This is a genomic window from Faecalicatena orotica, from assembly GCF_003149245.1.
Lineage (GTDB): Bacteria > Bacillota > Clostridia > Lachnospirales > Lachnospiraceae > Faecalicatena_A > Faecalicatena_A orotica.
The window spans coordinates 33,962-55,498 of record NZ_QGDL01000016.1; the positions used below are offsets into that span (position 1 = coordinate 33,962).

13 protein-coding genes are annotated in these 21,537 nt (G+C 41.4%); 2 read left to right on the plus strand and 11 right to left on the minus strand.

Translation table 11 applies throughout. From position 1 onward, the window contains the following. Positions 1 to 17 precede the first annotated feature (17 nt). From A8806_RS21595 to lepB, 9 genes are all read right to left on the minus strand, one after another. Positions 18 to 995, minus strand: a complete 978-nt coding sequence (locus tag A8806_RS21595) for a DUF5979 domain-containing protein (RefSeq protein WP_109733252.1) — start codon at positions 993 to 995, stop codon at positions 18 to 20. Continuing rightward, the gene (locus A8806_RS21600; protein WP_109733253.1) at positions 992 to 1,885 is read right to left on the minus strand and encodes a class C sortase; all 894 of its coding nucleotides are present in this window, start codon (positions 1,883 to 1,885) and stop codon (positions 992 to 994) included. The genes A8806_RS21595 and A8806_RS21600 overlap by 4 nt, the downstream gene beginning before the upstream one ends. Next, positions 1,875 to 2,723: a class C sortase gene (locus A8806_RS21605; RefSeq protein WP_109733254.1), complete on the minus strand. Its 849-nt coding sequence runs from the start codon at positions 2,721 to 2,723 to the stop codon at positions 1,875 to 1,877. Before A8806_RS21605 ends, A8806_RS21600 begins: the two co-directional genes overlap by 11 nt. A 68-nt stretch (positions 2,724 to 2,791) precedes the next feature. Next, complete coding sequence (locus tag A8806_RS21610; RefSeq protein WP_109733255.1) at positions 2,792 to 4,336, minus strand: SpaH/EbpB family LPXTG-anchored major pilin; 1,545 nt, start codon at positions 4,334 to 4,336, stop codon at positions 2,792 to 2,794. 107 nt (positions 4,337 to 4,443) lie between these two features. After that, a complete protein-coding gene (locus tag A8806_RS21615) occupies positions 4,444 to 10,233 on the minus strand; it encodes a DUF7604 domain-containing protein (RefSeq protein WP_109733256.1) in 5,790 nt (1,929 codons plus the stop codon). Between the two features lie 66 nt (positions 10,234 to 10,299). Then, a complete protein-coding gene (locus A8806_RS26680) occupies positions 10,300 to 10,737 on the minus strand; it encodes a hypothetical protein (RefSeq protein WP_242996221.1) in 438 nt (145 codons plus the stop codon). Positions 10,738 to 10,976: 239 nt separating this feature from the next. After that, positions 10,977 to 12,743 carry a peptidoglycan DD-metalloendopeptidase family protein gene (locus A8806_RS21625; RefSeq protein ID WP_242996222.1) on the minus strand — a complete coding sequence of 589 codons (1,767 nt, stop codon included), beginning with the start codon at positions 12,741 to 12,743 and terminating at the stop codon, positions 10,977 to 10,979. Positions 12,744 to 12,982: 239 nt separating this feature from the next. Then, entirely contained in the window at positions 12,983 to 14,209 is a 1,227-nt protein-coding gene (locus A8806_RS21630; RefSeq protein WP_242996223.1) for a BTAD domain-containing putative transcriptional regulator, read from the minus strand. 256 nt (positions 14,210 to 14,465) lie between these two features. Continuing rightward, positions 14,466 to 15,023, minus strand: coding sequence for a signal peptidase I (gene lepB / locus A8806_RS21635; RefSeq protein ID WP_109733257.1), 558 nt, complete (start codon positions 15,021 to 15,023; stop codon positions 14,466 to 14,468). A 172-nt stretch (positions 15,024 to 15,195) separates the two neighbouring features. Here lepB and A8806_RS21640 point away from each other — a divergent pair, with 172 nt between their 5' ends. Next, complete coding sequence (locus tag A8806_RS21640) at positions 15,196 to 15,894, plus strand: GGDEF domain-containing protein (RefSeq protein WP_109733258.1); 699 nt, start codon at positions 15,196 to 15,198, stop codon at positions 15,892 to 15,894. 9 nt (positions 15,895 to 15,903) lie between these two features. After that, positions 15,904 to 16,884, plus strand: a complete 981-nt coding sequence (locus tag A8806_RS21645; RefSeq protein WP_109733259.1) for a hypothetical protein — start codon at positions 15,904 to 15,906, stop codon at positions 16,882 to 16,884. Between the two features lie 162 nt (positions 16,885 to 17,046). Here the strand turns inward: A8806_RS21645 and gyrA are convergent, their stop codons facing one another. Both gyrA and gyrB read right to left on the minus strand, forming a co-directional pair. Further along, complete coding sequence (gyrA, locus tag A8806_RS21650; protein ID WP_109733260.1) at positions 17,047 to 19,539, minus strand: DNA gyrase subunit A; 2,493 nt, start codon at positions 19,537 to 19,539, stop codon at positions 17,047 to 17,049. A 57-nt stretch (positions 19,540 to 19,596) separates the two neighbouring features. Then, positions 19,597 to 21,534 (minus strand): DNA topoisomerase (ATP-hydrolyzing) subunit B, encoded by a 1,938-nt coding sequence (gene gyrB, locus A8806_RS21655; protein WP_109733261.1) that lies wholly within the window; start codon positions 21,532 to 21,534, stop codon positions 19,597 to 19,599. Positions 21,535 to 21,537: the final 3 nt, after the last annotated feature.

A 21,537-nucleotide genomic window follows, 5' to 3' on the forward strand; every position in this document is an offset into this window, starting at 1 on the left:
CTCCTTTACTGCGCCGTCTATTCGACCGGCTTCTGGTTCCACTGCCATTCACCGTCTTCATATGTGAACTGGTTCTCTACTCCATAGCCGCCGTTGTTGCCATCATTATAAGTATTTGCAAATGCTACGCTGGCAATTGTAACATCTACTCCATTTGCTACGATTGTAGCTGTCTGGCTCTGTGCTGTTGTTAATTCATAGCTTGAGCCTGGATACACTTCTGTAACTGTAACTATCATGCCTGCCGGAATATTCTCGACTATTAATGACTGCCGGCCTGCCTCTGTAAAAGTCATGGATACTACATTGCTGTATCTGTCTGTACCTTTTTCCCCTTCAATCGTAAATACGAAGGTTGCAGGTCCGAGTGAACTGTTGTATTCCGTAAGGTCCTTTATAATCTCCAGATTTCCCAGCCTTGGTTCTGCACCCATCTTGACAAGACTCTCTGCATCATATAACCATTCGTCATCTTCCGGCCTCTGTGATGAATAGTAGAGGTTATTCGGAAGAGAGATTAAATATGGGGTAAAACTATATTCATACTGGGTACTCGATAAGGTATCCATCATAACCAGATACATTCCTGTTTCAAGTCCTGAAGCAACTCCTTCTCCAGTAGTATGGTCAATTACGGCCTCCTTTGCCGGAGTCTTTCCATCTGTATTCGATGCCGCTGTGGCAGCCGCTGCTTCCCAGTCTGCATTTTCATCCTGTGAAAGCGCCTCTATGTCTACTCCATAGCTGCTGTCAAGCATTGTGAAATGTCTTGACTCTGATACAGATGCGATTCGGTAAAGCTTAGCCGTAATATCCGGAGCATTGGAATCTGTCCGGTATACACTATCCGACGGTACTGTCAGTGTCAAAGAACACTGCTTTGTGATGTCGATCGCATCTGCCGCGTTGATATCTGTCAGTGACAATATCGGTACAACTAAAGCGCAAATGAGAACGAATACCTTACTCTTTTTCATAAATTCTCTTATCTTCACTTCTTACCCTCCTCCAAGTCTTCTTCGGCCAGCTTCCTGCGCGGCCTGAATAAATGTTTCATAAGAACTATTATTAATGCAGTGACTGCCAGACCAAGTAATAAGAACAGCATATAATAATTCTGGATTGCCTGCACCATGGTGTCTACCGGGGTGCTCACCAGCTCTCCCTCATAAGGTACCCGGTGTCCCCGCACTAAAAGGCGGTGCGTATTCACCCCATAAGGTGTACAAGTAAATAATGTGACGTAATCCTGACCATCCTCGATCTGCAGTGCCTTATCGAGTGTTTCATGGTCATCTTTATCAACCATCGGAAGTATCTGGTCTACTTCATATGCCAGGTCTTCATCCAGTATGTGGAGATAAAATCTGTCTCCCTTTTTCATCTGGTCGATATCGGTAAACAACTTAGCTGCCGGAAGTCCCCTGTGTGCCGACAGAACACTGTGTGTGCTCTCCCCGCCAATCGGGAGCTTCGTCCCGTTCATGTGTCCGACCCCGGTCTGTAAAACCTCGTCTGACGTCCCGTGGTAGATGGAAAGCTTTATGTTAACCTTCGGGATGGAGAGATATCCCATAATCCCGTTCCCTTCCACGTTCAGGACTTTCCAGTATTCCGTATCTTTAATATCAGTGAGTTTTGCATCTGTATTAAATATATCACCATAAATATTGTTACTGTCAAATGTGCTGTTGAAACTTCTGGCTGCTTCCCATGCCGCGTCAAAATCCTCCGGTTTCATCTGGCTGATTGCTTTGTCATAGGTCGAAATCAGCTTTTGCTGCCTGTAAGTATTCCATTGATTAGATATTGTAGGATATACAAGAACTCCAAATCCAATCAGAAACAGCAATCCAAATAAAAATGTCGTTATCTTACGTTTCATCTTTTTTCCTGCGCTCTCTTACATACATTACTCCAATCAATACCCCTGTGATCAAAAGTCCTACAATTACCCACAAAATATAATTTGTCTCAAGACTGATGGATGACTGAGTCTCGTCTGTATATTTCTCTTCATATGGAACCCTGTGTCCGCGGACTAACAGTCTTTCTGTGTTTACACCGTATGGGGTGCATGTGAGAAGAGTCATCAGGTCTTCCCCGTCTTCGACGTTCAAATCGGAAGTATCTTCCGGCTTCACAACACTGATCTTATCAACCTCATAGCAAAGGGTATCATCCAGTACATGAACCATAAAATGATCGCCCTTTTTCAATTTATCCAGGTCTGTAAATAATGTTGCACTCGGCAGTCCTCTGTGGGCTGATATAACACTATGCGTATTCTCTCCGCCTATCGGAAGGGAACTTCCCTCCAAGTGTCCTGCTGCATTTCTCAGGACCTCTTCTGATGTGGTATGGTATATTGGAAGTTTTACATCAATTTTCGGTATTTCTACCAGTCCCATTATACCATCATCCGTAATATTCAGACAAGCCTCATAAGCGGCATCCTCTTCGGACTGGGCATCTGCTATTGCAAAAGAGTCCGGAAGTATCATCGGAACAAGCGCTTTATTGTAAGCCTCTGCCTTTTTCCACTCCTTCTCATAATCAATCTGTCCGGCCGCCTCCATTTTAGAAACCTTTTCATCATAGCTGCTGATTAATTTTGACTGCCTGTATGAATTCCATTGATTCGCTATAGTCGGATACAGCAGCAAGGACAACCCTATGACAAAGATGGCTACTATTATAATGTTATGATACTTTTTCTTCATATGAGCTCTCCTTAATGCTGTATATAAAATGCAGGGCGGGCGACTCCCCCGCCCTGCAACAAAATTAATTATTTGTTATTTTTGCGGCGTGATGCAAAAAACAGTGCTGCTGCAATTATCATGATCAGGCAGCCGCCAATTGTGAAGATAGTTGTACCGATACCACCTGTTGATGGAAGGGATGAAAGTTTAGTATTCTTAATAGTAGTCTCGTTTTTATCAATCGTAACCGTTCCATCATTTGCTACATTGAATGTAGATGTAACTTTACCATCAATTGTAATTGTCCAAGATGCTAATTTACCAGAAATAGTATCAAATGTAGCTGCTATTTTAACTTCAAATACATGTGTATTAATTGAATATCCATCTGGTGCATTAGTCTCTTTTAAGTAATAAGTTCCTGCTGCTAAGCCTTTCATGTAAATCTGGCCAGCTTTATCTGATAATGCTACACCGTCAAAAAGAACATTTCCGTCTTTATCAAAATTTTGATATACATTTTTGCACTCTGCATCTTTATAAAGTGTAAATTCTGCACCCTCTAAAGCTTTTGAATCAGTATCCTCTCCAATTTTAGTAAGAATCTTATCTGTTCCTGTTGCTGAACCATCAATATCAAATGTGTAAGTATATGTTTTGTCTTCTTTTTTACCAGTATTTCCATCTGTGTTAGAATCTCTTGTAAAGTCAAGTACTACATTGTTATTATTATCTTTTTCATTAAGTGCTGCATTTTCATTCAATTTTGCACTATAAGAAATAACAATTTCTTTACCTACATAATCATTCAGTGTGTAACCACCGTTTACAACAAAGTCAACTGTAATTTCTTGCCCTTTTAAGAAGAATGAATAATCTTTTGTATCTTCTAATGTTTTAATTACTTTATTGTTTTCTACAACATCAACCTTTAAATTACCAGCATAAGTCAGTCCAGCGGATAATGTATCAACTACATTTAATCTAGGATATAACCCACCATAATTTGGAACTGGGGAAATTGATACATTATAATTAATAGTATCACCTATGTTAGCACTATTTCCTTTTCCATTCTCGTCATCAGCTATTGTCTTCTCAATTGTAGGTTCATCTGTTTTCTTAACCCATGCATTTCCTTCGGTAATTGTATCAGTTACTTCTACTTTTCCATCTTTAATAACATTACCATTCTCATTTGCATAGTATACAGACGCAACTACTTCATTATAAACTGTTGCTGTTGAACCCTTGACAATAATAAGATACATACCTACCGGAACTTCAGCAGTATAATCTTTTCCTGAAAGTGTTAACGGATAAGAATCGTTGGGTAATGTATCTGCTGCAATAGCTGCCAATTCACTTTGTGTTGGGCTAGTAATATCTACTAAATTATAAGGATTACTATAACCAGAGAAATTGTTATTAGCATCATATTCTGCTGTTACAATTGGATAAGCTGTTACTGATGTAACCGTTTCCTCTATTCCTTTTACAGTAATAATTCCCGTGTCATCAGATGTTCCAACAACACCATCATTACCTTCTGCTGCGAATGTCGTTACACCCATTCCCAATACCATAGCCAATGTCAAAAACACTGCTAAGACTTTCTTAATTTTACTCATACTTTTTTCTCCTTTTTCTTTTTATTTTGTTGAGTTACTTTCATTTCTGTGCTGGCAGCGCTTTCACGTGCTGCCAGACGAGACAAGAGTTTCTGTTAAATTATGAATTATTTCGATAATCCAACCCCCCTCTTGCGTTTGTTTTTATATAGGGTCAGCAGTCCTGCTAAGCACATTAGCAGCGTTCCACCGACGGTATACCAGAAGATTCCTGCGCCTCCGGCTGATGGAAGATCATATACAGGAGTATTTTCAAATTTGAAATATACTGTTGTGTCATCCTGTACCATATTACCTTCGATCACTTTATCGCCGGATTTGATTGATTTTAAATCACCATTCTTTGTTATTTCTAGTGTCCATTTTTCTGTACTTACAGCATAACCGACCGGAGCTTTTGTTTCAGTAAGTGTATAGATACCTGTGGCCATCTTTCCTTCTAATGCTGTAGTATAATTCTCATCTGTATACCACTTAATAACTCCATTACTATCAGATTTTCCATAATAGGTTTTGGCATCAGATGCTAACTCAAACTCTGCATCTGGAAGTACTAAATTATTGTCGCTTGCACTTACTTTCTGAATATCCCAGTTATTATACACTTCTTCATTTGTATAAGTAACCTGGCCGAGAACTCCATTTTCGTAATCTTTCTGAGCAATAACATCTTCACCGTCTTTGTTGTTTCCAAGTTTAAATGCAACTGATTCAGATTCAGAGTTTGTGCTGCTTTCGCAATTTGTTATATCATCTATTACAAACGCTTTAACTGAATAGCCATTAGATACAGACTCTATAACTTCATATTCACCACGTGGAAGTTTCTTCAGTTCTTCACCTTTATAAGATGCACTTGTTTCACCAGCTGGAATAGTTATTGTAACAGTTTTATAATCAGAACCATCTTTATTTATTTTAAATACAAAGCTCTGATCTTTATTAGATAACTTATCTAATATTTTTGTTATCCTAATCTCACCAACGATTACATTTACAACATATTCACCGTCTGTAACCAGTTTGTTAGTTTTTGGATTCAGTTCTGTACCACCGTTTGCTGCTGGGGGATTGATTCCGTTAAGCTCACTCATCACCTTTCGTTCAGCTGTTGTATACGGGATAAACTGAACTTCTAATTCGTATGCCTCAACCCGCTTACCATCTTTATCAACCGCGTGTTCATTCATGTTACCACCCGGATTGTCAGATAACTTGTAGGTATATACGAAATATCCAACTGAATCTTCTGTATTCGGATAAATATATTCTATAGATTTATCCGCTCCTAAGGTGATTGTTTGCTTCTCTTGTAATTCCTTCTTTTGGCTTTCAGTTAACTCTGGAAATGATGGTTTGCCTGTATTTGTAGTTGTTCTATTGTCAAGTTCTACAATACTTAATGTATCAGCCAATTCTTTTGCAAAAGCTGCCGGATTGATTATATCACCCTTATATATAGTGGTTTCTTTATTATCCATATCCAGCTTAAGAAGTTTTACATTAACCGATGGCTGCGGAAACGTCTTTGTTGTAGTTTCATCAACATATATTCCTGATGAAGCCCCATTTGTCGGAACCATGTTACCGCCGATAAAGTCATCCTTTGCCTGAATTTTAAAGCTTGCTGACCAACCATTTGATGTAGGGTCTTCTGAATCTTTGTTTCCAATAATTGCAGAATCACCAGTCCACGTTATTGTTGTAGTACCATCCTCATTTTCCTTAATTGTTACATCTTTGTTTTTGCTAAGAGCCGCCTTTGATTCATCAGTAAGTTTAAATCTTGCATCGATTACATCAACAATCTTCTCCGCTTTAACTTTGAACAATTCTCCAATGCTTCCCGCGATGTCTTTAAAAATATCATTTAAACCATCTGTATTATCAGTAGTATAGGAATATGTCCTACCATCTTTTGGAGGAGTTGCAATATAATCACTTAAGAAATTTTTTGCATATGTCCATGACCTATGATTTTCATGACCATATTCGGAACCTGAAGGATCTCCTTCGTTCCAGTAAAAATAGGAACTTCCTAAATTATAACCAACCGTGTATAATGTAGCTTTTTCTTTGACATTTTTAGCTTCTTTAACCGCATGATTAGCTACCATACAATTGAAACTACTATTAGAAGAACTGTATCCTGGCATTCCATCTGTAAAGAAAAGTACATATTTGTTATCATACTTAGCCTGAGTATCCAGAATACTATTAGTAACTTCTAAAGCATCTCCCATTGGAGTACCGCCATAATGACTCTTATTGTTAATAAATCCAGTTAGCTTGGAGATATTATCATTAGTATTTAATTGATAAAAATCACTTTGGCTAGTTGTTCCATAGTCTCCTTCATCTCCCTGATACCATACAACAGCTATTTCACTTATTGAGGAGGCATCTTTTGCTGATTGAACGAAACTTGTTGCAGCAGACTTAAGCTTTGTCATACCATTACTTCCCATTGAACTACTTGCATCCAATACAAGTACGATACTAGCCCCTTGCGCTGCTGTTCCTTCTTCTCTTCCGCTAGTAGATGCCGTTAAATCAATCTGGAAAACTCTATTATTTTCATCAACTACTTTTACAGTTTTATCATTTGTCAAGTGTTTTACCGCTTCTTCATGTACTGTATAATTGACTATTTTACCATCTTCTACTAATTCTCCTCCTAATGTATATAACGTTGCTACTACCTTGTCTTTTCCTGATTTTTCAACCTTTACTTTCCATTCAGCATTTTCTTTAGCATAACCGCTAGCAGGTTCTGTCTCTGTTAATGTATATGTGCCTTCTGTTAAATTCTTAAACGTAACTGTTCCGCTTAAATCAGATGTTGCTTCATATTTTTTTGAAGAATCCTTGTCACTTACAAGTAAGAATTTTGCACCATTAACAGGATTGTCTGATGTATTAACCTTTTTGAAATTGAAGTCACATTTAAGACTACTTACCTGTACTACTGGTTTTTTGTACTCAGCATTTTTTACCTGATCCTCTGTACTTACTTTGTAAGATACTGATGCACTATCATTTGAATAGAAACCTGGTTTTTCAGAACTGGTTGCATTTCCTACTGCATCTGTGTTTAAATCTCCTCGGTCTGGATATTTTCCATTTGCAAAATAATCGTCTTTTGCCGCTTCACTTGGAACAACATCAAAACTGATACTGTAAGTCACACCATCTGCTAACTCGGCATTTTTAAGTACATTTAATGTAACTGTTTTTTTATTTTTATCCAACGTATATGTGTAGCTGCTTGTTGGAAGATTACTAGTATTTCCATTTTTATCTGTCTTTTGTACTTTGACATTAGGTTCATCAGCAAAGTCTACCCATTGACTTAACTTATCAGTAATAACAACATTCGTATAAACAGCTTTTGTAATTTCGTCAGCAATCTTTTTGAATTCTGCTTTCATTGTATCGGCATTTGTTCCATGAAGAACTTTTCCATTAATGGCAGTTGAAAAATTAACACAATTCTTTGCACTATCGTTAGTAGTTGAACCGCTTGCATTAACGACATATGCTCCATTTGTCGATGTTAAAACTGGAGAAGAATTCCATGCATTTAATGCGTATTTATAATTATATCCTTGTTTGTCTGATGATCCTGTTCCCTCTACTGTTGTTGTGCCTGTTTTATATCGATATGTTGGAGAACCATCCGTTAAAAAGATCACATAACTCTTATTTCCGGGATTACTATTCTGTCGCGATTTCAGAAGATCAGCACCTTCTTGAATTCCTGCCTGCCAGTTCGTTCCGCCATCACAATCATTATAACTCAGTTGAAAGTTAAAGTTTTTAACCGACTGCCATTTTCCATTGTTCCATACACTGCTATTCTTACCGAATGTAACTGCTGCAAGATTAATATCCGCATCTGCATTTCCAAGTGCACTTTTCAGTTCACTAATTGCATCATTTACATAATTATATCTATATATAGTCTTGCCATAACTAGATGACACCTCATCAGCCATACTTCCAGATCTATCTACAATCAATAAAATATCTATCGGTGTTGTTTTTCCTAATCCTCCTGTAACATCAAGTGTTAAAGTATAATCTTCATCTTTTTCATTATATTTGATGTACTTACTATGATCAGGTGCATCTAAAGTACTTGTTGAACCACCTCCGCCTGAACTGCCATCATTACTACTTTTGTAGTAGATCATATATATATTATTACTGCTAAAATCATCATATTTATTAAAATTTGCATTTTCACTATATTGCCAGCCACTTCTATACCTTATATAATAGTTGGTATAGTCAATGTCACTATCACCATCCTTACCCTGACTATTTCCCAGCCTTGTCTTTAAAAAAGTATATCCTTCAATATCCTGCTTATAAGTTTTTAACTGAGTTTCACTACTTATTTGAGTTTTAGATGGATTCGTTGTCATATCCGCTGATATTTCATTACCATCCGTATCAATATAATGTAGTGTCATTTTCTTTGCAGAAGAACTTGCGGTCCATGTAATGGTATACACTGAAAAACTATCCGTAACAAACTCAGCCTTTTTTACTTCTGCTGAATTTGTAGTTTCAACGGCTGTTTCTGTCTTACTATCGGCCACCATGTCAACAACATCTTTGACTTCACCCTTTTTATCTTCTTCCAGATGAAGTACTGTTACGTCTGCGTCCTTAGCCTTCTCTTCGTCTACCTCTTCCGGCAGGACTGCTTCTTTGTAATCCATGACAACTTTGACTTCACCATTTGGTTCTACCTTGTTGCCGTCTGCATCTACAAAGCTGATATCATAAGCAAGGAATCCGGCGATATCGTATTCTTCTTTTTCTGCTTTTTCCTGAAGTTTTTCTTCTACTTCTTTATACTGATCTTTTGTGTCTTTCTCGTCTTTCTTGATCGGTACAACCTGAAGTGTTGAGCCTGCAGGAATGATTCCTTCTTTTTCTGCTGTTACTGTAATTGCTACTTCGTCATCTTCATATTTAAGTGACTCAGGTTTATTAGTTTTTTCTTCTTCTTTATTTTCCTTATTCTGATCAACTGCTTCTTCCTGAGGTTTCTGATCTTCTACATAACATCCGTAGATTGTAGATCGTCTGCCTTCCATCATGATCTTGTCTGCCAGACCATCTTCTTTTAAACTGATTTCTGAAAGATCATAATCATCGATGTTGTCTATGCTTTCTCCAGCGTTCTGTAACTCTTCGATCTTATCTGACTTCTGAGTAATCTTTACGATCTCTGCTTCTGCATTTCCTGCAACTGAGTTTGCTTCATTGTAATAGAAGGTTGTTGCTTTCTTTGTATCTTTTATCTGGAAGTTGTTCTGTTCAAATGTGATCTTGATTTCTTTTCCCGGTTCAACCTGTTCGCCGTTTACTTTGAAGATTACATTATATAAGAAGTAATTTCCAAGAACGTTTCCTTCTGCTACTGCTTTGCTCATGAGCGTTTTGATCTGCTCTGTTGTATCGGCTGCCGCGTATGTGACTTCCATCGTTACGTCAGCTGTGTTGGCTTCAAATGTTCCTTCTGGAATGTTAGCCGTTACTTTGCAGACTGCCTCGCCATTCTCACCTGTCATTACCTGACTTAATTCCATCTCATCCTGATGAGGAGCCTCTGGCTCTGCCGGTGTCTCTTCCTGAACCTCTGGCTGTTCTGCGGTGGATGCATCCGGTGCAGGTTCACCTTGTTCTGTATTCTCTCCGGTATCACCTTCGGCCTGCTGGGTATCTTCTGCTGTCTGACCGTCCAGTTCCCCGGTATTGTTCGTTGTTGTATTTTCTTCTCCTATATGACTAGCTCTAAGCGGGCCGCGGCTGTTGAATGCTACACTGATAACCAGTACCACTACCACGAAAAACGCGAGCCATCTTTTCAATAATTTCATAATGTATACTCCTCCACTTCTCAAATACACGTTTTTCTCATTCTATTTAGGGGTTACAAATTTAATCTATTCACCTAACGCTCCGTCTATCAGCTTGATCAGCTCTAACGCTGATCTGAAGGGAACTGTCTTATCTTCGTCCACCCATGTTACCAGTCCCTGCCAGCTGCTGTGCTGACGCTGCTGCACCCGGATAATAAAAGTTCCTTTATCGCCGTGCTGTTCCAATAGTTCTTCATCTTTCATAACTTTTATCATCCTCTCCTTCTTATTTTCATTCTTTTTAACTGCACGAAATGTTCTGTCTTCTGTCCCCGGAAAAGGGAAGCTGATACTATTAAAGAAGTCTTCCATATAAAATATCATTTCTTCCAGACTATTTAAGACTTCCGCATCTCTCTTGTATGCATGATACAAACGTCCTGATGTTTTACCTTCTTTATAATCATCCACACAAAATACAATTCCGTTGCGGGCCCCTATATAACTTTGACTCTTCTTCAATGTATATCATGCTCCTTTTCATGCCTTAAGTTTCTATACTATCTATATCATAAACACACTTTAACAGTTTCAGAAACAAAGAAACAATCAAAAGAATTTACAAAAAGGGGTTTTTTACAAGTTTTTTATTGTTTTTTATTAATTTTAGAATGGACAGGTGGTTTTTAAAGGAACAGCTTGTATGGTGATGGCTATTCATCCTTACAGAACTGTTCCCCTATATGCCATTCTTAACCCTGTTATTTAAAGAAGCTGTCCTGCTGTTTCTCCGTGAAATACTGAAGCGGGTCAACTGCGGTTCCGTGCTCTTCCACCTGGAAGTGGAGGTGGTTGCCTGTGGACTGTCCCGTTGTACCGGATAATCCGATCTGCTGACCCTTCTCTACTTTCTGTCCTTCTTCTACGAATACTTTTTCATGATGCATGTATTTAGTTACGAGTCCATTTCCGTGGTCAATGATAACCATGTTGCCGGCCGTTCCTGCTTCTCCGGCAAATGTGACGGTTCCGGATGCTGCTGCGTAAGTCGGTATGTTATACGTTCCTGTTCCAAGATCGATGCCTTTATGATAGGTTCCTGCCCCTGCAATAGGTTCCTCTCTTGAACCGAAGTCACTTGATAAGAGTGCTCCCGGACACGGGTTTACAAATGTTCCGAGCATATTGCTGAACTCGCCCAGTGTCATGTTATCAAGTCTGTACAAGTCATACTGCTCCATCTGTCTGATCAGTGACTGTCCGTATGTCAGGCTGGTTGCCCAGCGGCTTCCTATCTTCATTGCAAATGTGTTTGCATCAGTCACACCTAAGGTAAGGTCCAAATAGACTTCCTTCAAAAGATCTGTGCGGTCCTCAATACATTCCGTGTAAGTATCATATACCCGGAAACCGGATACGATCGTGTAGAGGGATCCGTCCTTTGACTGTTCCCCTGTGATCATATCGACACTTCCTGCCGGTCCTGTTCCTTTGATTCCGAAAAGGTTGTTGTACTGGTATGCCAGATAAGATAACCCTTTTCCGTCTTCTCCGCCCGGTCCGTACTGTCCGAAACCTGACTCCTGGATGATCTGTGCAATTGTTACAGATGCCGGATACCCTGTTTCATCCTGACACTTCAATGCTGCTACGATCATTTCCTGTGTAATAAAGGACGGGAGTCCTTCGATTGGAACTGATACGTTATACTTAATCTTCTCGCTGTCATCTAAGAAGCGGATAGAAGCTGAATAGCTGTTTACCGTACTCTCTTCATATGTACCGCTGCCTGCTGTTTCATAATAGGAATCATCAGTAGCCCCGCCGTTATCTGAAGGGGGTGTCTGGACCGGTTCGTTTGAACCGCCGTCATCAGGCTGTACGTCGTCCGTTACACCATTATCAGTATTCCCATCATCCGGTTTCTCAGCTTCGTTCTGGTCACCGTCCGTGTTTCCATCATCAGGCTTCTCAACTTCATCCTGACTTCCATCTGTATTTCCGTCATCAGGCTTTTCCGTTCCATCCTGTTCTCCGTCAGGCTTTCCGTCATCAGGCTTTTCAGATTCTCCCTTGTCTTCGTCCGTCTTACCATCGTCAGGCTTTTCTGTTCCGCCCTGCTCTCCATCAGGCTTTCCATCATCAGGTTTTTCCGTTCCGCCCTGCTCTTCGTCTGTCTTACCATCATCAGGTTTTTCCGTTCCGACCTGTTCTTCGTCTGTTTTGCCATCATCGGGCTTTTCTGTTCCGCCCTGCTCTCCATCAGGCTTTCCGTCGCCAGGCTTTTCTCCCATACTTTCATCTTCTGGATTTGTCTGGTCAGTATTCTCTGTTTCAGTCTCCTGATTTTCGTCTTTCTTATCTTTATCCTTGTCTTTATCTTTTTCCTCATCTGACTGCCCGTCAGTATGTTCCGCCCCGTGCTGTTCAACTACATTATCCTGCTCTAAACCGAAAGTCGTCTGTATCTGGCCTGCTACGATGCAGATACTAATTCCTAATATAAGTACTACTTTTTTTAACTTCATAAGATACATCCTCTCCTTAATTGTCTGTTACACTGCAACTACAATCTGAATTTGAAATTAACATTTCACCCAAATATATACGTATCCTCAATATAATAACATCTTAACAGACTCATAGTCAAAGGAGCAATCAAAAAAATGTTGTTTAAGCGGTATTATTAGGTTTATTTATTGACTGTATTATTAAAAAAATTTCCACAACTGTATTTAAACAGAAGTGGAAATTTGTATTCATATATTTACTTTACGTCTGCTTCCTTCTCAAAGACAACGCTGTTAACATAGTACTGCACGCCAGTTCTCTGCCTGCCTACGAGGAAATTGTAGTTAATACGTTTCTGAACGATTGCGCAGCTCTCGAGAGTTGTATTTACGAGAAGTACCAGATATTGCCCTCTCCCGTAGCGGTTCACAGCATCGCCCCTGCGTATGGACTTGCAGATAGCGTCTCCCAGTCTGCCCGCCAGCTGTTCTAACTGCTCTCCACTCTTCATCCGGTTACCCTTGCTGTCCACGATCGTACAAAGCATCAGATAGATCGACTGTCCGCTTCTCTCTGCCATGCGGTTCACCATCCGGTAGATTCCCTGAAATACCGGATAAGAACACATATATCCTCCCCGGATTTCATCCTTGTCTTCGATCAGTTCTTTCTGGATATTATCCAGCAGATCATACGGGTGCAGCATCTGGTCCCCCAGCCTGTCGAGAGAACTCATAAGCTTCTGTGAAGGGCGGATTCCCCGCTCCTTGAAATATCTCTCTACCGTCTCTGCATACAGGTCACTTGCTTCTTCATAACATCCCATACTGATCAGGGCATCCATCGTGATACTTTCCCAGTCTGAGAATGGTGAAATCGCTGTCGCATAGACTCCCAGTTCCTGGAGCTGAAGGTAATCTTCCTTTTCCTTCAGTATCCCGGCAGCCTCCTCTACGCAGGTACAGAACTGGGCACGGTATCTTCTGGCCTCGGATGCAGCCCAGAGTACCCCCGCATACATGATCAGAAATTCACCCGTGTAACAGTGGCATGCATCAAGTAAAAGCTGAAGCCTGCAGTCAATATCCTCCTCATTCAAGGCCTCCTGATATAAACGGTCAAACTCTGACGCATCTTCTATCACAGGAATTTCTTTTGTCCAGTAGAATGTCCCTTTTTCAAGATAAATATAATTTACCTCGGGAAGACCTGCGTTCTTTAACTTATTCTTAGCATTATAAATTACACTCTGCATCGTGTGGTGAATATTCTTGATGTCCCTGTCCCCAAAAAGCATCTCCTCCAGCTGTTCCCTTGGCACCCCTTCCTTGCGGTTATGTAGAAGAATCTGCATGAGGTAGGCAAATTGTGTCTCACTTACTTTCTTGCCGAGCAGAGAATTTCCTTTGTACGTAATCGAAAAATTACCGAACATCTTTACATGTAATGCGTTGTCTTCCAGATCTTTTGCCATCTTAGTCATATGCCTTTCTCCCTTAAAAATACTAAGAAGTCCTATCCAGAAATAAACTACGCTATTTCCAGCGGTACGGCCGTCCTGCAGGAATTTTGCCTGAACTTTTATGCCGCCCTTCTCGATGATTGTTACCGGTTTATATTATATTACCAGTTTTATACATTATATCTTTTACTCTTTGGTGAGTCAATAACAAATCTGCACTTTACGTAAATGCAAAAATATGAGCGCAATCAAAACACATTTTGTATTTAAATTTGTTTTATATTTTTCCAATATAATATAGAATTCTTCCTGCGATATCATTCATACTGACAGGCCCGAAACTTCTGGAATCTTCTGATATCTCCCGGTTATCTCCCACTACAAATACTTCAGAAGCCCCAACCTGTACCGGGAACTGTATATCTGCCGACATCCAGTCAGTTTCACCTAAAGCTTCCTCGAACTCTGCTTCTTTCCCGTTCACATATAGTTTTCCTGCCTGTATATTCACGGTATCCCCGGCAACTGCAACAATCCTCTTCACATATTCTTCTCCGCCCGGGCGGTTCACAACCACGATATCTCCAACCTTGTACTCCGGCACACTGCGCATATATACGACTTTATCCTGATCATGCAGTGTCGGGTACATCGAATCTCCGTCAACTGTTGAGATTCCCATTAATATATAAAAGACAACAAGCATGATAATAATCAGCGCCAGAAACTGCACTGTCGTAACCAGTCTTGTCTTACGTTCTTCTTTTCTCTTTATCTCTTTTATTCTGGGATCTACATCCTCCAGAACCTTTTTCTTGATTGCATCTATCTCCATGACACCAGCTCCTGTCCTGTTTGTAAACGGTAACATTTCTTTTATTATAGTTTATTTATAAAATGAATACAAGCTGACAAATATAGGGATTTATATGTTATAATATTACTATTTATAGGAACAGCATATAACTGTTAGCCCTATATAATAATTTCAGATAAGGAGCATTTGTATGAAACGGTTCAGTATTTTTAAAGTCATACAGCTATCTGTCTTGGTCATCATGAGTCTTATCAGTATATTTCTGCTGTTAAAACCCGGTGTCAAGCAATATGTGTTTTCATCCGTTGAGGCAACTACCTTGTTTATCATGATCTGGCTGGTCCTGATTATCAGCTTCATCTTTATTCTGGTAGACTTAAGGCTGATTTCCTCTATGAAATCAAACTACCACAGTCTGTACGGTGTGGCCTATTCAGACCCTCTTTCCGGTATTCCGAACCGCTTCAGCTGTGACATTCTGATTGAAAAGTATGTAGATTCAAAGCTGCCGTCCGATATCGGCTGTATTATGATTGATATTACAAATCTTCCTGATATTAATAATTCTTACAGCCACGCAATCGGCAACAGGACGATCAAGGAGTTTTCAGACATTCTTTTTTCATGCTCCCTGTCACTTTGTTTTGTAGGAAGAAACGGGGGCAATAAGTTCCTCGCTATTTTTGAAGACTGTACGCAGGATAAACTGAATTCATTTCTTAAGAAAGTAAAGGACCGCGTGGCATTCCGCAACAAACGTGCCGATGCGATCCCGATTGAATACAGGGCAGGCTGTGCACTGAACAGTCAGGAGCACCTCACAAATATTACAGAATTGATTGCGCTTGCTAACAAACGGATTTATGAAACCTCAGAGACCGGGAGGTAATCTTTTATTATGGCAAAACTGGATTATGAATACCTTGCCGGGATCCTTGAAAAGGCCCGGGCAGGGGACGGCAATGCTTTTGCCGAGATTTACACAGCAACTTATTATACGCAGTATCAGGTGATCTGCCAGGATACGCAGGATAAAGATCTGGCTCTGGATCTCCTGCTTCGGCTGTATACTTCCGCTTTTATGGATATTCATTCCTTAAGCTCACCGAAGTATCTCTTATCATGGCTGGATCAGATCCGGTGTAATATCTGTGCCGAATTCTGCAAAACTGTACAGAAAACTTCATCAAGGAACATCCCGATTTCACACAAAGAGGCTGCCCTGGATGCGTTTACGGCCAACCGGATTCTTACCAATGCACTTGCAGTATGCGGCATTGCACCTAGTGATGTTCCGGTAGATGTATTGGAAACGTGGATGAATTACACGAAACCGGGAATATACAGGGTCAGATACCTTATTTATTCTATGCTGGCAATACTCGTTCTTCTGCCCCTTTTATTTGTAAAACCTTCTGTCAAAGCAGAGTGGACCGGTTCGGGAGAAGGGGGCGCAGAGTATTCACTATCGATTCATTCACTTCTTCCTGTGAGCAGCGTCAGTGCCGAGCTGAACGGGTCTCCTGCAGACCTTGAAAAGGCCGGGTACAGAGAATACAGGGCAGTGGCTGGTGAGAATGGTACGTTGGATATTACCGTGAGGAGTGTGAATGGACAGACATATACAAGAAGCTATGACCTGACCCCATTTGATACTGAACCTCCTGTACTGATCACTTCTGACAGGCGCAGCGGAAAGATTTACCTGACAGTCCGGGAGACCTATTCCGGGATAGATTATGAAGGAATCACTGGGTTAACTCCTGAATCTTATGACCCACAAAGCGGACTGCTTGTCTTTCCTGTACCAGATGCAGAAGTTACCGTAAAGATTCCGGATAACGCAGGAAATACGCTGACTGTCAGTCTGTCTCCTTAAATTGCTGGTATTCAGAATATGTAATGAATATAAATGAAATAAAAAAGACGCTTTAGATATGTTTTTACTGCTGATTTAATGCAGTTCCAAATCTAAAACGTCTTTTTTTCGTTACTTAATTTTATAGACTGTGCTCTGTAACTTTAGTCTGCAGATGACTCATCACTCTTCTTCATCCTCTGATATTTCAACTTCTTCTCCATCGATTTCCGCTGAAGCCTTCCTAACCTTCGCAACACTTGCAACTTTTTCGTTATCCGGCAGGTTGATCAGTTTCACACCGGAGGTTACACGTCCGAGTACTGATATGTCAGAGCATTTCATTCTTATAATGATACCTTCTGTATTGATAATCATAATTTCATTATCTTCATCTACAGCCTTCATTCCAACTACATTGCCTGTCTTTTCGGTGATCTTGTAGCATTTCACACCCTTACCGCCTCTGTTCTGTACAGTAAACTCATCCATATTGGTACGTTTACCCATACCTTTTTCAGATACGATCAGAAGATCGCTGCCCTGAATACTGATCTGCATTGCGATCACTTCATCACGGTCGCTTAAATTCATTCCGCGTACACCCATGGATGTTCTTCCTGTTGCCCTTACGTCCTGTTCGTTAAACCGGATGCACTGTCCATACTTTGTGACAAGAATTACATCTTCCTGATTATCGGTAATCTTTACTTCAATCAGTTTATCGTCTTCACGCAGCGTAATCGCTGCAAGTCCTGTCTTTCTGACGTTAGCATAGTCCTTGATCGGAGTCTTCTTAACAAGACCCTTTTCCGTTGCCATGAACAGATATTTGCCGTCCTCATATTCCTGTATCGGAATCATTGCCGTAATCTTTTCATCCGGCATCAGCTGGAGCAGATTGATAATGGCTGTTCCTCTGGCCGTTCTGCTTGCCTCAGGAATCTCATATGCTTTCAGACGGTATACCCGGCCTGTATTTGTAAAGAACATAATATAGTGGTGGGTCGATGTAATAAACAGCTCCTCGATGTAATCGTCATCCAGAGTCTGCATACCCTTGATTCCCTTACCGCCCCTGTTCTGGCTCTTGAATGTATCTACCGTCATACGTTTGATATATCCGAGCTTTGTCTTCGTTACCACGACATTTTCCCGAGGTATTAAGTCTTCCATGGAAATATCAAACTCATCGAATCCAATAGAGGTTCTTCTGTCGTCACCGTACTTATCAGAGATTATCAGGATTTCTTCCCTGATGACGCCGAGGAGAATCTTCCTGTCTGCGAGGATCGCCTTTAATTCTTCGATCCTTTTCATCAGTTCTGCGTATTCGCTCTCCAGCTTCTCTCTCTCCAGACCTGTCAGTGCACGCAGACGCATGTCCACGATCGCCTGGGACTGAACCTCTGACAGATCGAACCTTGCCATCAATTCTTCTTTGGCAACCTGTACATTCTTGGAACCGCGGATAATCTTAATAACCTCATCGATATTATCAAGGGCAATCAGTAATCCCTGTAAGATATGGGCGCGTTCCTCTGCCTTATTCAGCTCATACTTTGTCCTTCTGGTTACGACCTCTTCCTGATGCTTCAGGTAGTATGTCAGCATATCCAGAATGTTCATGACTCTCGGCTCGTTATTCACGAGTGCAAGCATGATAACGCCAAATGTATCCTGAAGCTGTGTGTGTTTATACAGCTGGTTTAAGATGACATTCGGATTCACGTCACGGCGCAGCTCAATACAAATCCTCATGCCTTCACGGCTGGACTGGTCTGCGAGGTCCGTGATACCGTCGATTTTCTTGTCTCTTACAAGCTCTGCGATCTTCTCGATCAGCCTTGCTTTATTTACCATGTATGGAAGTTCCGTTACAATGATACGGTTCTTACCGTTAGCCATGGGTTCTATATTAGTGATTGCACGGACTCTGATCTTGCCCCGTCCCGTGCGGTATGCTTCTTCAATCCCTCTTGTTCCGAGTATCTCCGCGCCTGTTGGGAAATCGGGTCCTTTGACTACCTTTAATATTTCCTCAATTGTTGTCTCCCCGTTCTCTTCGATCTGGTCATCAATGATCTTCACGACTGCGTTGATGACTTCCCGCAGATTGTGCGGCGGAATATTTGTAGCCATACCTACGGCAATACCGGACGTCCCGTTTACAAGCAGATTCGGGAATCTGGATGGGAGTACCACCGGTTCTTTCTCTGTCTCATCAAAGTTGGGCGCAAAATCAACGGTATCCTTGTTGATGTCTGCCGTCATCTCCATGGATATCTTGCTTAAACGCGCCTCTGTATATCGCATGGCTGCCGCCCCGTCCCCATCGACGGAACCAAAGTTTCCATGACCGTCTACCAGAGGGTATCTGGTGGACCATTCCTGTGCCAGATTAACGAGTGCCCCGTAGATAGAACTGTCTCCGTGAGGGTGGTATTTACCCATTGTATCACCGACAATACGGGCACACTTACGGTGCGGCTTATCGGGTCCGTTGTTCAGTTCGATCATAGAGTAGAGGATTCTTCTCTGCACCGGCTTTAAACCGTCCCTGACATCCGGAAGCGCTCTGGATGCAATAACGCTCATGGCGTAATCAATGTAGGAAGTTTCCATGGTCTTTTTCAGGTCTACTTCATGGACTTTATCAAAAATATTATCTTCCATTTTTATATCCTTTCCTGTTTCGTGAAATTGTGTAACTGTTCAAAAACCACGAAATTATTATATATCAAGGTTTTTCACATATTTTGCATTCTCTTCGATGAATTCACGTCTCGGCTCTACCTTGTCTCCCATCAGGGTTGTAAAGGTCAGATCCAGCTCAGAAGATGTCTCTTCATCCATGACAACCCGCAGGAGAACCCGGTGCTCCGGATCCATGGTGGTATCCCACAGCTGTTCCGCATCCATCTCTCCAAGACCTTTATAACGCTGGATCTTGTTATTCCCGTCTCTTCCGACTTCTGTCAGGATCTGGGCCAGTTCTTCATCACTGTATGCATACCATGCCTTCTTGTTCTTCTCCAGTTTATACAGAGGCGGCTGTGCCAGATAAACATATCCGTCTTTGATCAGGTCAGGCATAAACCGGTATAAAAATGTTAATAATAGTGTACTGATATGAGCCCCGTCAACGTCGGCATCAGTCATGATGATAATCTTATGGTATCTCAGTTTGGAGATGTCAAAATCATCATGAATCCCTGTTCCGAATGCAGTGATCATAGCTTTTATCTCTGCATTCCCATAGATTCTGTCCAGTCTTGCCTTCTCGACATTCAGAATCTTACCACGAAGAGGAAGGATTGCCTGTGTCGCACGGTCTCTGGCTGTCTTAGCTGAACCGCCGGCGGAATCTCCCTCAACAATATAGATTTCACAGTTTTTCGGGTCCTTGTCAGAACAGTCTGCGAGCTTGCCCGGAAGTGACATTCCTTCCAGTGCAGACTTTCTTCTTGTCAGGTCCCTTGCTTTTCTTGCCGCTTCTCTTGCACGCTGCGCCATGACAGACTTCTCTACCGTCATCTTTGCAACGTTCGGGTTCTGCTCCAGAAAAATCTCAAGCTGGCTGCTGACGATACTGTCTACTGCCCCTCTTGCTTCGCTGTTTCCAAGTTTCTGCTTTGTCTGTCCCTCGAACTGTGGGTCTTCAATCTTCACACTGATGATCGCAGTCAGACCCTCCCTGATATCTTCACCGGAAAGGTTTGGCTCACTGTCCTTGAGCAGTTTATTTTTTCTTGCATAGTCATTAAACGTCTTTGTCAGGGCGTTTCTGAAACCGACTATATGTGTTCCGCCTTCAGGAGTCGTAATATTATTTACAAATCCATAAGTATTATCGCTGTAGGAATCATTGTGCTGCATGGCAACCTCGACAGCCACGCCGTCTTTCATGCCTTCACAGTAAATGATCTGCTCATAGAGCGGCGTCTTGCTCTTGTTCAGATAGGCAACAAATTCCTTGATTCCGCCCTCGTAGTGGAAGGTCCTTTCCCTTGGCTCCTCCTCGCGTTCGTCCCGAATCATGATCTTAAGGCCCCTTGTCAGGAATGCCATCTCACGGAAGCGCTGTTTCAGAACATCATAATCAAAAATTGTTTCTTCAAATATTTCATCATCTGGCAGGAATGTGACTTTTGTCCCAGTCTTGTCAGGCTCACATTCTCCGATCACGTTTAATTTCAAAACAACCTTGCCACGCTCGTAGCGCTGCATATAGATCTTTCCCTCGTTGTAAATCTCAACTTCCAGCCACTGTGAAAGCGCATTAACAACAGAAGCGCCTACACCATGTAAGCCTCCTGAAACCTTGTATCCCCCGCCGCCGAATTTGCCGCCCGCATGCAGGATCGTAAATACGACTTCAACCGCCGGAAGCCCGGCTTTGTGGTTCAGCCCTACCGGGATACCACGTCCGTTATCAATGACTGTTACTGAATTATCAGGATTTATACTAACTGAGATTGTATCACAATAACCGGCCAATGCCTCATCTACAGCATTGTCCACAATCTCATATACCAGATGGTGGAGTCCTCTTGAAGAAGTGCTGCCGATGTACATTCCCGGCCGTTTCCTGACCGCTTCCAGTCCTTCTAATATTTGGATTTGATCTGCTCCATACTCGGCGTCAAATTCTGTACCTGTTGCACCCATTTA

Coding starts and splice junctions, on each gene's coding strand:
- A8806_RS21600 (WP_109733253.1), bottom strand. CDS start 1,885: ATGAAACGTAAGATAACGACATTTTTATTTGGATTGCTGTTTCTGATT.
- A8806_RS21645 (WP_109733259.1), top strand. CDS start 15,904: ATGGCAAAACTGGATTATGAATACCTTGCCGGGATCCTTGAAAAGGCC.
- A8806_RS21640 (WP_109733258.1), top strand. CDS start 15,196: ATGAAACGGTTCAGTATTTTTAAAGTCATACAGCTATCTGTCTTGGTC.
- A8806_RS21630 (WP_242996223.1), bottom strand. CDS start 14,209: ATGACTAAGATGGCAAAAGATCTGGAAGACAACGCATTACATGTAAAG.
- A8806_RS21625 (WP_242996222.1), bottom strand. CDS start 12,743: ATGAAGTTAAAAAAAGTAGTACTTATATTAGGAATTAGTATCTGCATC.
- A8806_RS21605 (WP_109733254.1), bottom strand. CDS start 2,723: ATGAAGAAAAAGTATCATAACATTATAATAGTAGCCATCTTTGTCATA.
- A8806_RS21610 (WP_109733255.1), bottom strand. CDS start 4,336: ATGAGTAAAATTAAGAAAGTCTTAGCAGTGTTTTTGACATTGGCTATG.
- gyrB (WP_109733261.1), bottom strand. CDS start 21,534: ATGGGTGCAACAGGTACAGAATTTGACGCCGAGTATGGAGCAGATCAA.
- lepB (WP_109733257.1), bottom strand. CDS start 15,023: ATGGAGATAGATGCAATCAAGAAAAAGGTTCTGGAGGATGTAGATCCC.
- gyrA (WP_109733260.1), bottom strand. CDS start 19,539: ATGGAAGATAATATTTTTGATAAAGTCCATGAAGTAGACCTGAAAAAG.
- A8806_RS21615 (WP_109733256.1), bottom strand. CDS start 10,233: ATGAAATTATTGAAAAGATGGCTCGCGTTTTTCGTGGTAGTGGTACTG.